Raw genomic sequence first — 15,951 nt, 5'->3', positions numbered from 1 at the left:
CAACCAAACCGGCGGGTCGTTCCGCACACGGATCAGTTGGTGGTGACCCGGTTGACCTCGGCCAGACTGGTGACCCCGAGCCGGGCCTTCTCCAGTCCCGAGGTGCGCAGGGTACGCATCCCCTCTTTTTGGGCGATAGCGGCGATTTGCAGGGAGTTTGCCCCCTGCATGATCAATTTGGCTATGTTCTCTGACATCAGCATGATTTCGTAGATGCCGACCCGCCCCTTGTAGCCGCCGGAACACTCCTTGCAGCCGACCGGTTTGAACAGTCGCAGCCCGGCCGCCAGTTGCTGCGGCGTAAAGCCCAGCTCCAGCAGTTCGGCTTCCGGCACCACTTCCGGTGCCTTGCAGTGGTCGCACAGTTTACGGGCCAGCCTCTGGGCCATGATCAGGGTCACCGAGGAGGCGATGTTGAAGGCGGGCACCCCCATGTTCATCATCCGGGTCAGGGTCTCGGCGGCTGAGTTGGTATGCAGGGTGGAGAGCACCAGGTGGCCGGTCTGGGCCGCCTTGATGGCGATCTCGGCGGTTTCCAGATCCCGTATTTCCCCCACCATCACCACATCCGGGTCTTGCCGCAAGAAGGAGCGCAAGGCGCTGGCGAAGGTGAGCCCCGCCTTGGGGTTGACCTGCACTTGGTTAACGCCGGGCAAGTTGATCTCCACCGGATCTTCGGCGGTGGAGATGTTTACCTCGGTAGTGTTGAGAATATTGAGGCCGGTATAGAGCGAGACCGTTTTGCCCGAGCCGGTGGGGCCGGTCACTAGGATCATCCCCTGCGGTTTGGAGAGGGCGCGCAGGTACTGCGCCTTCTGCCGGTCATCAAAGCCGAGTTGCTCGATATTGAGGCGTGCCGCCGAGGAGTCGAGCAGACGGATGACGATCTTCTCTCCCCACATGGTGGGCAGGGTGTTGACCCGCATATCCATCGACTTGTTGCGCGACAACTTTAACTTGATGCGGCCATCCTGTGGCAGCCGCCGCTCGGCAATATCGAGCCGCGCCATTACCTTGAGGCGGGCGGAGAAGCGGTTGGAGAGGTTGACCGGCGGTGTGGCGATTTCATGCAGAATGCCATCGATGCGAAAGCGCACCCGATACTTGAACTCATAGGGCTCGAAGTGCAGGTCGGAGGCACCGCGCTTGATGGCGTCCATCAGGATCTTGTTGATGTACTTGACAATGGGAGCATCGTCATCAGCGGTATTGACACTCTCGTCCAGTCGGCTGTTTTCGTCGGAGACCTCGAGATCCGAAATCTCGGATTCGTCGATATCCTCCATGCCGAGGGCGTCGTTTTCACTCTCCAGCAGCTTGCCGATGGCGGCGGTGAGCTTGTTCTCCTCCACCAGCAGCGCCTCGGTATGAAGACCGAAGCTGAAGCCAAAGTCTTCCAATGCCGAGACATTAGTCGGATCCGACATGGCGATATAGAGGGTGTGGCCCTGGGTGTAGATAGGCAGGACGTGGTGTTTCTCAATCAGCTTCTGATTGAGGTATTTCTGCGGGATCTCGGCCAAATCGAAGGCGGCAAGATCCAGCAGAGGTACCCCATACTCCAGCTCGCAGAAATCGGCGAGCGCCTTGCTGTCGAGGATCTCGTTCTCTATCAGAAATGTCACAAAGGGTTTGCGCTGGGCCTTGGCCTGGCTCAGATAGCGCTGGGAGTCCTCTTCACTTATCAGAGAAGAGGCGGCCAGGCTTAACGCCAGGCCGCTATTAGGACTAGAGGTCATGCGTTAGCAAAGACCGGCTGCCACACAGGTGCCAGTATTTCTTGTCCAGTTGACTTGCTTATTTGCTTGAACCGTACCGACTAAATCAAATTGGGTATCAGCAGCGAAGTCTGTCCCACCTTCAACTCTAATGGTGATTGTAGTAGCGTCATTAGCTATTACTTCGGTATCACCTGCGGCTGCAGCTGCAATTCTTGTCGCATCTGAGTTGGCAATGCCTGCTGCTAAAGCATTCGCTGCTGCCGTAGTGCAATCTTCATTTGCGGCACCTGCGGTTATATCAATATTTGCGCCATCTTCATCGGCTGCTTGGATACAAACTTCGAACGCTGTTTTTGCTGGCCCAACAGCTGAGATTGCCTCAGAAAATTTTGCTCTCTGTGTATAGGTTTGATACGCCGGCAGTGCTACCGCCGCCAAAATTGCCACGATCGCGACCACGATCATAAGTTCAATAAGGGTAAAGCCTGATTGTTTCTTCATTTCGCTGTTCATGGAAAATATCCTTTTATCCTTGGTTCCTGGGAAGTGTCGGTGGAAAATCATCCGCACGTCAGTATCTTATCCGAGCTGTGAGGGGTGGCAACAGAGATTGCCGCCTTTGTTAACCACTTTTCTATCATTTACCAAAAACATGATATAAATCATAAAATAAGAGGCTTCTAACGACTCTTTTTTATGAGACGAAGCGGGTCCGTCATTACACTCCTTTGCTGAGGGAGCCTGCATAAAGAAAAGGCGCCTATGGCGCCTTTTGCAAGTTGTTTATCTGGTTAGGTCGAGTATTTGCTCAGGCCTGCGGGGTGAATCTCACTGCTGGATAAAGCGCATGGAGAGATCGAGCGCCCGTACATGCTTGGTCAGCGCCCCGACCGAGATAAAATCGACACCGGTGGCGGCAAACTCGGCCAGAGTATCCAGCGTCACATTGCCGGAGACTTCGAGCTTGGCGCGGCCCTGATTGATGGCGACTGCTTCCCGCATCATGGTCACGTCGAAGTTGTCGAGCATCACGATATCGGCGTGTGCCGCCAGCGCCTGTTCCAGCTCTGCCAACGTTTCGACTTCCACCTCCACCGGTTTGCCCGGATTGAGATGACGAGCCTCATTGATCGCTTCGGCAATGCCGCCACAGGCGAGGATATGGTTCTCTTTGATGAGGTAAGCGTCGTAGAGACCGATGCGGTGATTCTTGCCACCACCGCAGGTAACCGCGTACTTCTGGGCGGTGCGCAGCCCGGGGATGGTTTTGCGGGTGTCGAGCAGGCGGCAGTCAGTGCCCTCCAGCTCTGCCACATAGCGCGCGGTGAGGGTGGCGACGCCGGAGAGGGTCTGGACAAAGTTCAGCGCATTGCGCTCGCCGGTCAGCAGCAGGCGGGCAGGGCCATGGAGGCGGAACAGCTCCTGATTGGGGGAGAGCACTTCGCCATCCTGCACCAGCCATTCCACCTTCACTTCGCCACCGAGCTGGGCCTTCAGTTGCAGGAAGACTTCATCCACCCAGGGCTGGCCGCAGAATACGCCGGCTTCGCGGGTGATGACCCGGGCGCTGGCCATCCGATCCGCCGGGATCAGCTGGGCGGTGATATCGGCGCTGGCGTCCGGTTGGTCCAGTGTGGTGAGGGCATCGCCCAGATCTTCGAGTAGTGCGGCGCGCACGGCGCGGCTGACATCCTGTTGAAACATGCCTTATTCCTGCAAGGGTCTGAGCAGCAGTTGCCGCTCTTTTTGAACCAGCTCCAGCCGACCGAGGGCGTTCATGCCAACCAGCACTTCGTCACCGTCTGCCGCCGGATTGATAAAGATGGCCAGATCGTACAAGGTCAATGGCCCCATCGCCAGCGTTTCGATGGTGCCGTTGCCGACCCGGATCTGCCCCGCGGCGGTATTGACCTGGCTGCTGCCATGAGCGGTCAGGCCGAGGCGCTCGGCAACCTGCTGCGGGATGGTGATCCGGGTGGCGCCGGTATCGAGCAGCAGTTGCACCGGCTGGCCGTTGATGGCACCCTCCAGACGATAGTGGCCGCTCTGGTCGGCCCGCAGCAACAGCTCGCCGCTGGCGGTGACGCTGGGTTGGTTGCGGGAGTGAAAATAGAGGGTCAGCAGGCCCATCAAAGAGAGCCAGGCCAGTAACCACATCCAGCGTGCCGTGTGCTGCATACCCCATCCATGTCGAGCGGAAGATGACTCAGCCTAACATACCATTTCCCGTTGATTCAGTGAGTTGGTGCTGGGTTGCCTATCAGGTATCTTCGTTTTTTCGCCATTTATCAGCCAACTCGAGTAGCCGATGACCCAACTCGCTTCGCAACCTTGTTTCTCTATCGATGCCGCTGGCTGGTGCCAGCAGGCGCGCCGGGTGCCTTCTCCTCACCACAATGAACGGGTCTCGCCGGACGATATTTCCCTGCTGGTGGTGCATGGCATCAGCCTGCCGCCGGGGGAGTTTGGCGGCCCCTTTATCGACGATCTCTTTATGGGGCGGCTTGACCCCGAGGCCCACCCCTATTTTGCCGGTATCCATCAGTTGCGGGTTTCGGCCCATTGCTTGATCCGCCGTGATGGCGAGCTGGTGCAGTATGTGCCGTTCGGCGCGCGCGCCTGGCATGCTGGTATCTCGAGCTGGCAGGGGAGGGAGGCATGCAATGACTTCTCCATTGGCATCGAGCTGGAAGGGACTGACGAAATCCCCTACACCGAGGCTCAATACCGGGCATTGGCAGGGCTCACTCGAGCTATTTCGGAGCGCTATCCGGCCATCACCCACGAAAAAATTGTCGGCCATTGCGATATCGCGCCAGGGCGCAAGACGGATCCCGGAGCCAGTTTCCAGTGGGATTACTACCGGCAACTACTAAACAGCTAAAGTAAATATTCAAATTTAGTTTGGATTTTAAAATCAATGGCTTGCCTATCTGGCAGGCCATTTTTGTCTCTGGTTGCGCAAATGTTATTTGTGAGCGAAGTCAAGAATATTGGTCAGACCATTTTCTATGAGCTAAATCATGTTTCCCCTGCTTTACCTCTTAAGTGGCAGGGCTGATTCTTGACTCAGATCATCTTTTGAGTGGACTTTTCAAAAGGCCTCTGCTAATTTTCGCCCCATCTATGAAATTGGTAATACCAATTTAACAAAGTAGCCTCATGCCCTATCGCAAGATTACGCAACCCAAGTTGGCCGACTCCATTGTCGCCGAGCTGGAACAGATGATTCTGGAAGGCAGCCTGCAGCCGGGACAGAAATTGCCTCCCGAGCGGGAACTCGCCATCCAGTTTCAGGTATCGCGCCCCTCCCTGCGCGAAGCCATCCAGCGACTGGAAGCGCGCGGATTGCTTTATCGCCGTCAGGGCGGCGGCACTTATGTGCAGAATGCCCTGAGCAAGGGGATCGCCGATCCTCTGTTCGAACTGCTAAGTACCCACCCGGAAGCCCAGTATGACCTGCTGGAGTTTCGCCACGCGCTGGAGGGCATCTGTGCCTACTACGCGGCCTTGCGGGGAACCGGGTCTGATTTCGAGCGTATTCGTCAGGTGCAAACCACTATCGAAGAGGCGGGCCAGCTGGGCTCGCTGGTGGCCGAATCGGCAGCCGTGACCCAGTTCTATCTGGCGGTGGCCGAGGCGTCCCACAACGTGGTGCTGCTGCACCTGCTGCGGGCCATGAGCCCGATGCTCGAACAGAACATTCTGCAGAATAACGAGATTTTGAATCGCCGCCCGGGAGTGGTAGCCAAGATACGTCGCCATCGCGCGAATCTGATCGAGGCTATTCTTTCGGGGGCTCCGGAGCGGGCCAGAACAGCTTGTCATGAGCATCTGGCCTTTATCGAGGACACCTTGTTGGATATGCAGAGGGAAGACAGCCGGATCCAGCGATCCATGCGTCGGATCCGTCAGCAGGAAAACTAATCCCACAAGGCTTTATTGTCGAATGCTTGCGCCCTTCGCCGTGCAATGCCGTGCAATCACAACAACATAGGAACCAGCCATGTCTGATATCCTGAAGAACGATGTGGACCCGATAGAAACGCTGGAGTGGCTTGCCTCTCTGGAATCCCTGCTGCGTGAAGAGGGTCCGCAACGCGCTCAGTTCATCCTTGAACAGTTGGCCGAGAAAGCCCGCGCAAGCGGTGTGGACGTGGCTGCCAAGGCAAATCGCGATTACATCAACACCATCCCGTCCAGCGACGAGCCGGACTACCCGGGTGACCTGGAGATGGAACGCCGCATTCGCGCCATCATCCGCTGGAACGCCATGATGATCGTGCTGCGCGCGTCCAAGAAAGACCTGGACCTGGGTGGTCACATGTCTTCCTTCGCTTCTTCTGCGACCATCTATGATGTCTGCTTCAACCACTTCTTCCGTGCTCGCAACAAGAAGGATGGTGGCGATCTGGTTTACTTCCAGGGTCACATCTCCCCGGGCATCTACGCCCGTGCGTTTGCTGAAGGTCGTCTGACCGAAGAGCAGCTGGACAACTTCCGTCAGGAAGTGGACGGCAAGGGTATCCCTTCCTATCCGCACCCGAAACTGATGCCGGACTTCTGGCAGTTCCCGACCGTATCCATGGGTCTGGGCCCCATCGCCGCCATCTATCAGGCTCGCTTCCTGAAGTACCTGACCGACCGTGGTATCAAGGATTGCTCCGAGCAGACCGTTTACGCCTTCCTGGGTGACGGCGAGATGGACGAGCCGGAAGCCAAGGGTGCCCTGACCGTTGCCGTGCGTGAAAAGCTCGACAACCTGGTATTCGTGGTCAACTGCAACCTGCAGCGTCTGGATGGTCCAGTTGTCGGTAACGGCAAGGTCATCAACGAGCTGGAAGGCCTGTTCGCCGGCGCCGGTTGGGATGTCACCAAAGTTATCTGGGGTCGCAAGTGGGATGAGCTGCTGAAGAAAGACACTTCCGGCAAGCTGATCCAGCTGATGAACGAGACCGTGGACGGTGACTACCAGACCATGAAGTCCCGCGACGGTGGCTACATCCGTGAGCACTTCTTCAACCGTTATCCGGAAACTGCCGCGCTGGTCAAAGACATGACCGACGAGGAGATCTTCGCTCTGAACCGCGGTGGTCACGATCCTCGCAAACTGTTCGCCGCGTTCAACAAGGCGACCCAGACCAAGGGCAAGCCGACCGTTATTCTGGCCAAGACCATCAAGGGTTACGGTATGGGTGAAGCGGCCGAAGGCAAGAACATCGCTCACCAGGTCAAGAAGATGGAGCTGGACTCCGTGCGTCACCTGCGTGACCGCTTCAACCTGCCGGTGGCCGACGAGCAGCTGGCCGATCTGCCTTACCTGAAGATCGAAGCCGGTTCTGCCGAGCACAAATACCTGCACGACCGTCGCACCGCCCTGAAAGGCTATGTGCCGACCCGTCTGCGCGAAAGCACCACCAAGCTGGAAATCCCGGCACTGGATGCCTTTGGCCCGCTGCTGGGTGAGCAGGCGCGCGAAATCTCCACCACCATGGCATTCGTGCGTTCCCTGAACGTGATGCTGAAAGACAAGTCCATCGGCAAGCGCATTGTTCCGATCCTCGCTGACGAAGCCCGTACCTTCGGTATGGAAGGTCTGTTCCGCCAGATCGGTATCTACAGCCCGCACGGTCAGCAGTACACCCCGCAAGACCGCGACATCGTCTCCTACTACAAGGAAGACAAGCAGGGTCAGGTTCTGCAAGACGGTATCAACGAGCTGGGCGCCATGTCCTCCTGGCTGGCTGCTGCGACCTCTTACAGCACCAACGATTGCCCGATGATCCCGTTCTACATCTACTACTCCATGTTCGGCTTCCAGCGGATCGGCGACATGGCGTGGGCAGCCGGTGACCAGCAAGCCCGTGGCTTCCTGCTGGGTGCGACCTCCGGTCGTACTACCCTGAACGGCGAAGGTCTGCAGCACGAAGATGGTCACAGCCACATCCTGGCGAACACCATCCCGAACTGCATCTCCTACGACCCGTCCTACGCCTATGAAGTGGCGGTGATCGTACAGGACGGCCTGCGCCGCATGTACGGTGAGAACCCGGAGAACGTGTTCTACTACATCACCACCCTGAACGAGAACTACGCCATGCCGGCCATGCCGGAAGGCGCCGAGGAAGGCATCCGCAAGGGTATCTACAAGCTGGAATCCGTCGCCGGTGCCAAGGCGAAAGTTCAGCTGCTGGGTTGTGGTTCCATCCTGGGTCACGTGCGCAAGGCTGCCCAGATCCTGGCCAGCGAGTACGGCATCGGTTCCGATGTGTTCAGCGTCACCTCCTTCAACGAGCTGGCTCGTGACGGTCAGGACGCGGATCGCTGGAACATGCTGCACCCGACTGCCGAAGCTCGCGTACCGTACATCGCTCAGGTACTGGGTTCCGAAGCCACCATCGCTGCGACCGACTACATGAAGTCCTTCGCCGATCAGGTTCGCGCCTTCGTTCCGACCGAGAACTACCGTGTGCTGGGTACCGACGGTTACGGCCGTTCCGACAGCCGTGCCAACCTGCGTCGTCACTTCGAAGTGAACGAGTTCTACGTGGTGGTTGCTGCTCTGACCGAACTGGCCAAGCGCGGCGAGGTAGACAAGCAGGTTGTGGCCGACGCCATCGCCAAGTACGGCATCGATGCCGACAAGGTCAACCCGCTGTACGCGTAAGTGGATCAAGGGTCGCGCCGTCATACGGCGCGACCCTGCCAGGATTTAAAACGGTTAACGCGAGATGTGCGTGGCGGCATCAGCCAGCCACGCGGATCGACGCAAGAGGATAAAGCACAATGTCCAAACAGATTATGGTGCCGGATATCGGCGCCGATGAGGTTGAAGTCACCGAGATCATGGTGGCCGTAGGTGACAAGGTCGAGCTGGACCAGTCCATCATCGCGGTAGAAGGCGACAAGGCCTCCATGGAAGTTCCGGCTCCGTCCGCCGGTATCGTCAAAGAGATCCTGATCAAGGTGGGCGACAAGGTTGCCACCGGTTCCCAGATCATGATCTTTGAAGCCGAAGGCGCTGCTGCCCCTGCGGAAGTGGCTGCACCGGTTGCTGCTGCTCCGGCCGCCGCACCTGCCGCTGCCGTGCGCAAAGATGTGCACGTACCGGACATCGGTGACGACGAAGTGGACGTGACTGAAATCATGGTTGCCGTGGGCGACATGGTAGAAGCTGACCAGTCCATCATTGCCGTGGAAGGTGACAAGGCCTCCATGGAAGTACCGGCTCCGTTCGCAGGCCGCGTGGTCGAGATCAAGGTTGCCGCTGGTGCCAAGGTCTCTACCGGCTCTCTGGTGATGGTATTTGAAGTGGCTGGCGCTGCGCCTGCTGCCGTTGCTGCTCCGGCTCAAGCTGCCGCGCCTGTGGCTGCTGCTCCGGTTGCCGCTGCTGCCAAAGAGGTCAACGTACCGGATATCGGTGGCGACGAAGTGGAAGTCACCGAGATCATGGTTGCGGTGGGTGACAAGGTTGAAGCCGACCAGTCCCTGATCGCCGTGGAAGGTGACAAGGCCTCCATGGAAGTGCCTGCGCCGTTCGCCGGTGTGGTCAAAGAGATCAAGGTGAAGGCGGGTGACAAGGTCTCCACCGGTTCCCTGATCATGGTCTTCGAAGTAGCTGGCGCTGCTCCTGCCGCCGCGCCGGTTGCTCAAGCTGCCGCTCCGGTCGCTGCAGCCCCTGTTGCCGCTGCTCCGGCTCCGGTTGCCCAGGCTACTGCCGCTGCGACCGATTTCGTTGCCAACGATGCTTACGTGCACGCCTCTCCGGCAGTACGCCGTCTGGCGCGCGAGTTCGGCGTCAACCTGGCCAAGGTGAAAGCCTCCGGTCGCAAGGGCCGCATCGTCAAAGAAGACGTGCAAGCCTACGTGAAGGATGCCATCAAGCGTGCCGAGTCCGCTCCTGCCTCTGCTGGCGTAGCCGGTGGCAACGGTCTGGGCGTACTGCCGTGGCCGAAAGTAGACTTCAGCAAGTTCGGTGATGTGGAAGAGGTCGAGCTGACCCGCATCCAGAAGATCTCCGGTCCGAACCTGCACCGCAACTGGGTCATGATCCCTCATGTCACCCAGTTCGACGAAGCCGATACCACCGAGCTGGAAGCGTTCCGCAAAGAGCAGAACGCGATGCTCGAGAAGCAGAAGGCAGACGTGAAGATCACCCCGCTGGTGTTCATCCTGAAAGCCGCCGCCAAGGCGCTGGAAGCTCACCCGCGCTTCTGCAGCTCCCTGTCCGAAGATGGCAGCAAGCTGATCATGAAGAAGTACATCCACATCGGTGTGGCGGTAGATACCCCCAACGGTCTGGTTGTGCCCGTGGTGCGCGATGTTAACAAGAAGGGCATCATGGAGCTGTCTCGCGATCTGGCCGAGATCTCCAAGAAGGCCCGTGCCGGCAAGCTGACCGCTGCCGACATGCAGGGCGGTTGCTTCACCATCTCCAGCCTGGGTGGCATCGGCGGTACCAGCTTTACCCCGATCGTCAACGCGCCGGAAGTGGCTATCCTCGGTGTTTCCAAGTCCGAGATGAAGCCGAAGTGGAACGGCAAAGAGTTCGCGCCGCGCCTGATGCTGCCGCTGGCTCTGAGCTACGACCACCGCGTGATCGATGGTGCCGATGGGGCTCGCTTCATCACCACCATGAACGGCGTGCTGTCCGACATTCGTCGACTGGTCCTGTAAGTGAGAGGGCGGGCCCAGAGCCTGCCCTTTTTACTTCTCATTTCATTAACATGATCGTAAACTTGCCCCGTTTTTTTCACGGCTGCAGCCACCCGTTTCGGTATAAGACTGCGCTGTCCGGGGATATAAGAACGACAAAGAGGTCATGATGAGTAAAGAAATCAAAACCCAGGTCGTAGTACTGGGTGCTGGCCCTGCCGGTTATTCCGCTGCTTTCCGTGCAGCCGATCTGGGTCTGGATACTATTATCGTCGAGCGTTACTCCACCCTGGGTGGCGTCTGCCTGAACGTGGGCTGCATCCCCTCCAAGGCGCTGCTGCACGTTGCCAAAGTGATTGAAGAAGCCAAGGCGCTGGCCGAGCACGGCATCGTCTTCGGTGCACCGCAGACCGACATCGACAAGATCCGTCTGTGGAAAGAGAAGGTTATCAACCAGCTGACCGGCGGTCTGGCTGGCATGGCCAAGATGCGTAAAGTTCAGGTTGTTAACGGCTTGGGTAAATTTACCGGCCCGAACACGCTCGAAGTGACCGGGGAAGACGGCAAGACTACCGTGACCTTCGACAACGCCATCATCGCGGCCGGTTCCCGTCCGGTGAAGCTGCCGTTCATCCCCCACGATGACCCGCGCGTATGGGACTCTACCGATGCGCTGGAGCTGAAAACCGTTCCCGGCAAACTGCTGGTTATCGGTGGCGGCATCATCGGTCTGGAGATGGGTACCGTTTACTCCTCTCTGGGTTCCGAGATCGACGTGGTTGAATTTGCCGACCAGCTGGTTCCGGCTGCCGACAAAGACATCGTCAAGATCTACACCAAGCGCGTCGCCAAGAAATTCAACATCATGCTGGAGACCAAGGTCACCGCAGTTGAAGCGCGCGAAGACGGCCTGTACGTCTCCTACGAAGGCAAACACGCCCCGGCCGAGCCGGTTCGTTACGACAACGTGCTGGTTGCCGTAGGTCGTGTGCCGAACGGCAAGATGCTGGATGCCGAGAAAGCTGGCGTTGCCGTGACCGAGCGCGGTTTCATCGAGGTGGACAAGCAGCTGCGTACCAACGTGGCGCACATCCACGCCATCGGTGACATCGTTGGCCAGCCGATGCTGGCACACAAAGGTGTTCACGAAGGTCACGTTGCCGCTGAAGTTATCGCCGGCAAGAAGCACTACTTCGACCCGAAAGTGATCCCGTCCATCGCCTACACCGAGCCAGAGATGGCATGGGTTGGTCTGACCGAGAAGGAAGCCAAGCAACAGGGCCTGAACTTCGAAGTCGCCACCTTCCCGTGGGCTGCTTCCGGCCGAGCCATCGCGTCCGACTGTTCCGACGGTATGACCAAGCTGATCTTCGACAAGGAGAGCGGCCGCGTCATTGGTGGTGCCATCGTGGGTACCAACGGCGGTGAACTGCTGGGTGAAATCGGTCTGGCCATCGAGATGGGTGCTGACGCCGAAGATATCGCGCTGACCATCCATGCTCACCCGACTCTGCACGAGTCCGTGGGTCTGGCTGCCGAAGTGTTCGAAGGCTCCATCACCGACCTGCCGAACGCCAAGGCCAAGAAGAAAAAGTAATTTTCTTCCCCTCTTGTCTAAAAAGCCGCTCGAATGAGCGGCTTTTTGTTTTCGGCTGTCCCGTCAGGGTCTGGTCGGGGCGATCTCTTTCGGCTCGAGATCGATCACGGCATTGCCTGCCGCTCCCGGATACTGGCGATAGACCTGATCCTGTTCCAGTGTGTAGAAGGTATCCAGATAGTCGTCGTTGTTGGTCATCCAGGAGTCGGGTAGTGCCTTGACGATGCGACCGCCGAGATCGAGGAAGGGCAGCGCTTCCGGCACGCCACCTGCAGTAAAGCCGAGTTTGAGGGCTTCAATCAGCAGGGCGCTCAGATCCTTGTAGTTGACGTTGTCATCCTGCTCCATCATCACCACATCGACGGCACCCCAACGATAGCGATCCCAGTAAACCAGGATCTGGTTGGGGGTGTAGTCTGTGTTGTCATAGTCGAGGTAGGGCATGTCGACAATATCGACTACTGGCTCATCCCGACTGGGATTGACCCCTGCGACCACCGCATACACTTCGGCCGCGCCGAGCAGCCAGGGCTCCTGATCATCCTTCAGTCTGATCTTTTTCAGGATACTGGTCTTGAGTGGCGCCGTGCTGGCCGCCACTCGCGGAGCGCTTTGCAGATCCGCATCGGCCAGCGCCTTGCGCATCACCTTCAAGCCTGCGTTCTTGGCTTTGACGGGATCGGCTTCGACTACCAGAACCGGCCGGGCCGGTGCCTTGTCCACATCCAGATAGACGGGATTGCCAGCGCTGTCGAACGCTTCAATGGCGCTCCAGCTCTTCTCATCTCCACTTGGAACATAGGCGACCAGCGGTTCGACGCCCTGTTGCAGTGCGGCGGCCTGATCGGTGTTGGCCAGTCGCAACTGCATCAGTTGCTTGACCTCGCCATCCAGTCCTTGCCGGCTGATGGCCGCCTGGTTGGCATCGCTCGCCTGCCGTTTAAGCCGTGGACTGGCCTTCTGCAGCAGGGTGGGAAGCGGGCTCTGGTATTGCTGATTGCTCAGCAGGGGCAGCAGGTTTTTCTGCTGAAGTGCGAGCTGGCGAGCCAGCTCTCGATCCGTATCGGCAGCCTGGACGCTTGTAGCACCCAGTATGGCCAGTAGTAACAAGACAGCCTGATTTTTCATTTTTATTCTCCGTTGCATGGAACCTGACAGGGCACCATGTCCGGGAAGATTGGTGCCCTGACGCCACTAGAAGGAAATTAGTTTCACTTGTGAATCATTTTATCTGGATAGTGTGCAGAGGTTCACGGTTTGAGGTTCAATTGATTCCTTTGTCGATATGATTGGAACTGATAGATAGCCAGACCAATCAGCAGACCCCAGCAGGCTGCCGCGATGCCGAGCAGGCTGATCCCGGACGCGGTAATAATAAAGGTGAGCAGTGCAGCTTCTCGCGCTTCATCCTGTTGCAAGGCCGAGTGCAGACTGCTGCCGATGGTGCTTAGCAGGGCCAAACCAGCGACGCAGGTGACAAGAGCTGCCGGAAAGGCGCTAAACAGGGCCGCGACGGTTGCACCGAAGCAGCCGGTCACGAGATAAAAGCAACCCGCCCAAACCGCAGCAGGCCAGCGGCGCTTGGTATCCTGGTCGACCTCTTTGCCCATGCAGATGGCGGCAGTGATGGCAGCCAGATTGAAGGCATAGCCGCCAAAAGGGGCGAGCAGCAGGCCGGTCAGGCCGGTCCAGCTGATCAGCGAGGAGGTGGCAGGCTGATAGCCATGGGCCCGCAAGATGGCAATCCCCGGCATGTTTTGCGATGTCATGGTGACAATGAACAGCGGCAGCGCGATGCCAAACAGGGCATCAAGGGAGAAGACTGGCCATGTCCAGACTGGGCTGGCGAGTTGCCAGTGTAGAGTTGCCAGCTGCAGATCCCCCCGCACGCTGCAGATCAGCATCCCTACTCCCAGTACCAGCACCATGGTATAGCGGGGCCAGAGATGACGCCCCAGCAGGAAGGTCAGCAGCAGGGTGCCAAGCAGCAAGGGGTCTTGCGGGGCGACCTTGAACAGATCAAGTCCGAATCTGAGCAGTACGCCAGCCAGCATGGCGGCGGCCAGCGGAGCCGGGATATGTTTCATCAAACGGTCGAACCAGCCGCTGATGCCACACAGAGTGATCAGCAGGGAGGAGATCACAAAGGCGCCGATGGCTTCCGCCAGAGTGAAGTTGCCAAGCGTGATGATCAGCAGTGCCGCGCCCGGTGTGGACCAGGCGGTTAGTATGGGTATGCGGTAATAGAGAGAGAGGCCGATGCAGCTCACCCCCATGCCGATCCCCAGCGTCCAGAGCCAGGAGGCGACTTGAGCAGTATCAGCACCTGCTGCCGTGGCGGCCTGGATGATCAGGATGACGGAACTGGTGTAGCCGACCATCACTGCGATAAAGCCTGCGACCAGATGGGGGAGTGCGAAGGGCATGACTCTTCCTCTTGGCGTTGTGACGCGCTGTGCGTTATTACGTACAATACAGCTTTGACTATATCGCCGTGCGTTATAGCGCACAAGGTGCATCGTGCAAGAGTAATAAAGAGGCAGTTATGCAAGAGATGAGTCAGCATCTGGCTGCTCGACTGAAGGGGCTGCGCAGCGAACGCGGCTGGAGCCTGGATGCCGCCGCGCGCGAAACGGGTGTCAGCAAAGCGATGCTGGGGCAGATTGAGCGGGGAGAGTCCAGCCCGACGGTGGCGACGCTATGGAAGATAGCCACCGGTTTTCGAGTCTCATTTTCCAGTTTCATTGAGCCCACACCCGCTGCGCAGGCTGAGGTGCTCTATCGCACCGCCGATGCCATTCGCCAGCAGCCAGCGGGAGAGGGCATGCAAGTGGCGCCGCTCTTCCCTTATGAAAACCGGTTTGGCTTCGAATTGCTTGAGCTGACCCTGTTGCCGGGTTACCAGCGTGAATCCGAGTCCCATGAGCCGGGAGTGACCGAACATGTCATCGTCATCAGCGGCATGATGGAGGTGCTGGTGGAAGGGGAGTGGCGTTCATTGGTGCAAGGAGAGGCGGTGCGTTTTGCTGCCGACCGTCCCCACGGTTATCGCAATCTGGGCATAGCCCCGGCGATTTTCCACAACCTCATCCACTATCCGGTGGCAACACCCTGAACATGTTCCGCAGTCATCAACCCGGTCGACCATCTGCTCTGGGGCGGATCAGTATCGGGGTATAGACCCAGACAAACAGACCATAGGCTGCGATCCAGGCAAGCGCGCTGAGGTTCCAGCCATGCAGGGTATAAGCAGGCCAGAACAGCGGAATCGTCACCCGCATTGTAGCGGCAGCGATAACCAGGGCGAATGCGCCAGTGATCCTGCGTCCTACCTGCAAGGCCCGACCGCTATGGCCGAGGGAGACTCGGGCAATCATGCCCAGGATCATGGTGCCCATACAGCCTGCGCTGAGCAGGTGACTGGCCATCGACAACGTGATGGGCAGACCCGTGCTATGTGCCGCAAGGGCGAGCAGGCCAAGAGGGATAAACAAATAGGCGAGATGGAGTGACCACAGCAGGGGATGCGCAAGGGTCGATGGCATATGCCAACGCAGTTGCCGCCACAGATGCAAACTCGCCGCCACTATATAGAGAGGCACTATATATATGCTGGTGACCCATTGGGTGGGGAGTAACAGCCAGCAGAGCAAGATAAGCCACTGTGTCGCGAGCGCCGCCCGCTCCAGCCAGAGTAGAGGTGCAGCTTTCTCCTGACCGGTTGCTCGGGCGGTGAAGAACGGAATCACCCTTCCACCCATCACGGCGATCAGGGTGGTAAACAACAGCACAGTGGTGATCAATAGGTGCTCAACGGTGGTCCAATCGGCCTGCCATAACCAGCTGGCACCATTGAGCAAGGTCAGTATCAGCAACAGGGGCACGAAGAAGAGGTTGCGCCATTGCCGGGTTATCAAGATCGGCTTGGCAAGGAACCAGGTACAAAGCGGCAACCAGAGCAGGTCTGCCGCCATCAGG

Annotated in this window: 13 protein-coding genes (1 of these 13 running past the window's edge); 6 read left to right on the top strand and 7 right to left on the bottom strand. The window is 58.3% G+C overall.

The genetic code is table 11. From position 1 onward, the window contains the following. Window positions 1–32: 32 nt before the first annotated feature. The 4 genes from tapB to I6L47_RS11445 form a co-directional block, all read right to left on the bottom strand. Window positions 33–1,739 carry a PilB family type IVa pilus assembly ATPase TapB gene (tapB, locus tag I6L47_RS11460; RefSeq protein WP_005336134.1) on the bottom strand — a complete coding sequence of 569 codons (1,707 nt, stop codon included), beginning with the start codon at window positions 1,737–1,739 and terminating at the stop codon, window positions 33–35. A 3-nt stretch (window positions 1,740–1,742) separates the two neighbouring features. Next, a complete protein-coding gene (gene tapA, locus I6L47_RS11455) occupies window positions 1,743–2,222 on the bottom strand; it encodes a type IVa pilus major pilin TapA (RefSeq protein ID WP_216949346.1) in 480 nt (159 codons plus the stop codon). A gap of 327 nt (window positions 2,223–2,549) precedes the next feature. Beyond that, a complete protein-coding gene (nadC, locus tag I6L47_RS11450; protein WP_216947458.1) occupies window positions 2,550–3,425 on the bottom strand; it encodes a carboxylating nicotinate-nucleotide diphosphorylase in 876 nt (291 codons plus the stop codon). A 3-nt stretch (window positions 3,426–3,428) separates the two neighbouring features. Further along, on the bottom strand, window positions 3,429–3,899 hold the full coding sequence (locus I6L47_RS11445) for a TIGR02281 family clan AA aspartic protease (protein ID WP_040068932.1): 471 nt from the start codon (window positions 3,897–3,899) through the stop codon (window positions 3,429–3,431). A 130-nt stretch (window positions 3,900–4,029) separates the two neighbouring features. On the opposite strand from I6L47_RS11445, the gene ampD reads away from it, so the two are divergent. The 5 genes from ampD (at window position 4,030) to lpdA (ending at window position 11,973) form a co-directional block, all read left to right on the top strand. Then, window positions 4,030–4,605, top strand: coding sequence for a 1,6-anhydro-N-acetylmuramyl-L-alanine amidase AmpD (gene ampD, locus I6L47_RS11440; protein WP_139440264.1), 576 nt, complete (start codon window positions 4,030–4,032; stop codon window positions 4,603–4,605). 278 nt (window positions 4,606–4,883) lie between these two features. Continuing rightward, window positions 4,884–5,648 carry a pyruvate dehydrogenase complex transcriptional repressor PdhR gene (gene pdhR, locus I6L47_RS11435; protein WP_005336127.1) on the top strand — a complete coding sequence of 255 codons (765 nt, stop codon included), beginning with the start codon at window positions 4,884–4,886 and terminating at the stop codon, window positions 5,646–5,648. A gap of 79 nt (window positions 5,649–5,727) precedes the next feature. Further along, window positions 5,728–8,388 carry a pyruvate dehydrogenase (acetyl-transferring), homodimeric type gene (gene aceE / locus I6L47_RS11430; RefSeq protein WP_216947457.1) on the top strand — a complete coding sequence of 887 codons (2,661 nt, stop codon included), beginning with the start codon at window positions 5,728–5,730 and terminating at the stop codon, window positions 8,386–8,388. A gap of 119 nt (window positions 8,389–8,507) precedes the next feature. Beyond that, window positions 8,508–10,397 carry a pyruvate dehydrogenase complex dihydrolipoyllysine-residue acetyltransferase gene (gene aceF, locus I6L47_RS11425; RefSeq protein ID WP_005355085.1) on the top strand — a complete coding sequence of 630 codons (1,890 nt, stop codon included), beginning with the start codon at window positions 8,508–8,510 and terminating at the stop codon, window positions 10,395–10,397. A 148-nt stretch (window positions 10,398–10,545) separates the two neighbouring features. Next, a complete protein-coding gene (lpdA, locus tag I6L47_RS11420; RefSeq protein ID WP_005341659.1) occupies window positions 10,546–11,973 on the top strand; it encodes a dihydrolipoyl dehydrogenase in 1,428 nt (475 codons plus the stop codon). 63 nt (window positions 11,974–12,036) lie between these two features. On the opposite strand, the gene I6L47_RS11415 is transcribed toward lpdA, so the two are convergent. Both I6L47_RS11415 and I6L47_RS11410 read right to left on the bottom strand, forming a co-directional pair. Next, complete coding sequence (locus I6L47_RS11415) at window positions 12,037–13,101, bottom strand: DUF3103 family protein (RefSeq protein WP_216947456.1); 1,065 nt, start codon at window positions 13,099–13,101, stop codon at window positions 12,037–12,039. Window positions 13,102–13,223: 122 nt separating this feature from the next. Continuing rightward, the gene (locus tag I6L47_RS11410; RefSeq protein WP_216947455.1) at window positions 13,224–14,399 is read right to left on the bottom strand and encodes a benzoate/H(+) symporter BenE family transporter; all 1,176 of its coding nucleotides are present in this window, start codon (window positions 14,397–14,399) and stop codon (window positions 13,224–13,226) included. Window positions 14,400–14,518: 119 nt separating this feature from the next. Here I6L47_RS11410 and I6L47_RS11405 point away from each other — a divergent pair, with 119 nt between their 5' ends. Continuing rightward, window positions 14,519–15,088: a helix-turn-helix domain-containing protein gene (locus I6L47_RS11405; protein ID WP_216947454.1), complete on the top strand. Its 570-nt coding sequence runs from the start codon at window positions 14,519–14,521 to the stop codon at window positions 15,086–15,088. A 16-nt stretch (window positions 15,089–15,104) separates the two neighbouring features. On the opposite strand, the gene I6L47_RS11400 is transcribed toward I6L47_RS11405, so the two are convergent. Beyond that, window positions 15,105–15,951: the 3' portion of an NnrS family protein gene (locus I6L47_RS11400; protein ID WP_216947453.1), read on the bottom strand. 350 nt of this gene lie beyond the right edge of the window; 847 of the gene's 1,197 nt are visible here — the last part of the coding sequence; its start codon lies beyond the right edge, outside the window — the gene reads right to left on this strand; it ends in the stop codon at window positions 15,105–15,107.

Source organism: Aeromonas sp. FDAARGOS 1417, assembly GCF_019046985.1.
GTDB classification, from domain to species: Bacteria; Pseudomonadota; Gammaproteobacteria; order Enterobacterales; family Aeromonadaceae; genus Aeromonas; species Aeromonas veronii.
Note: the sequence above shows the minus strand (reverse complement) of the source record. Positions and strands in the feature narration are given on the sequence as shown.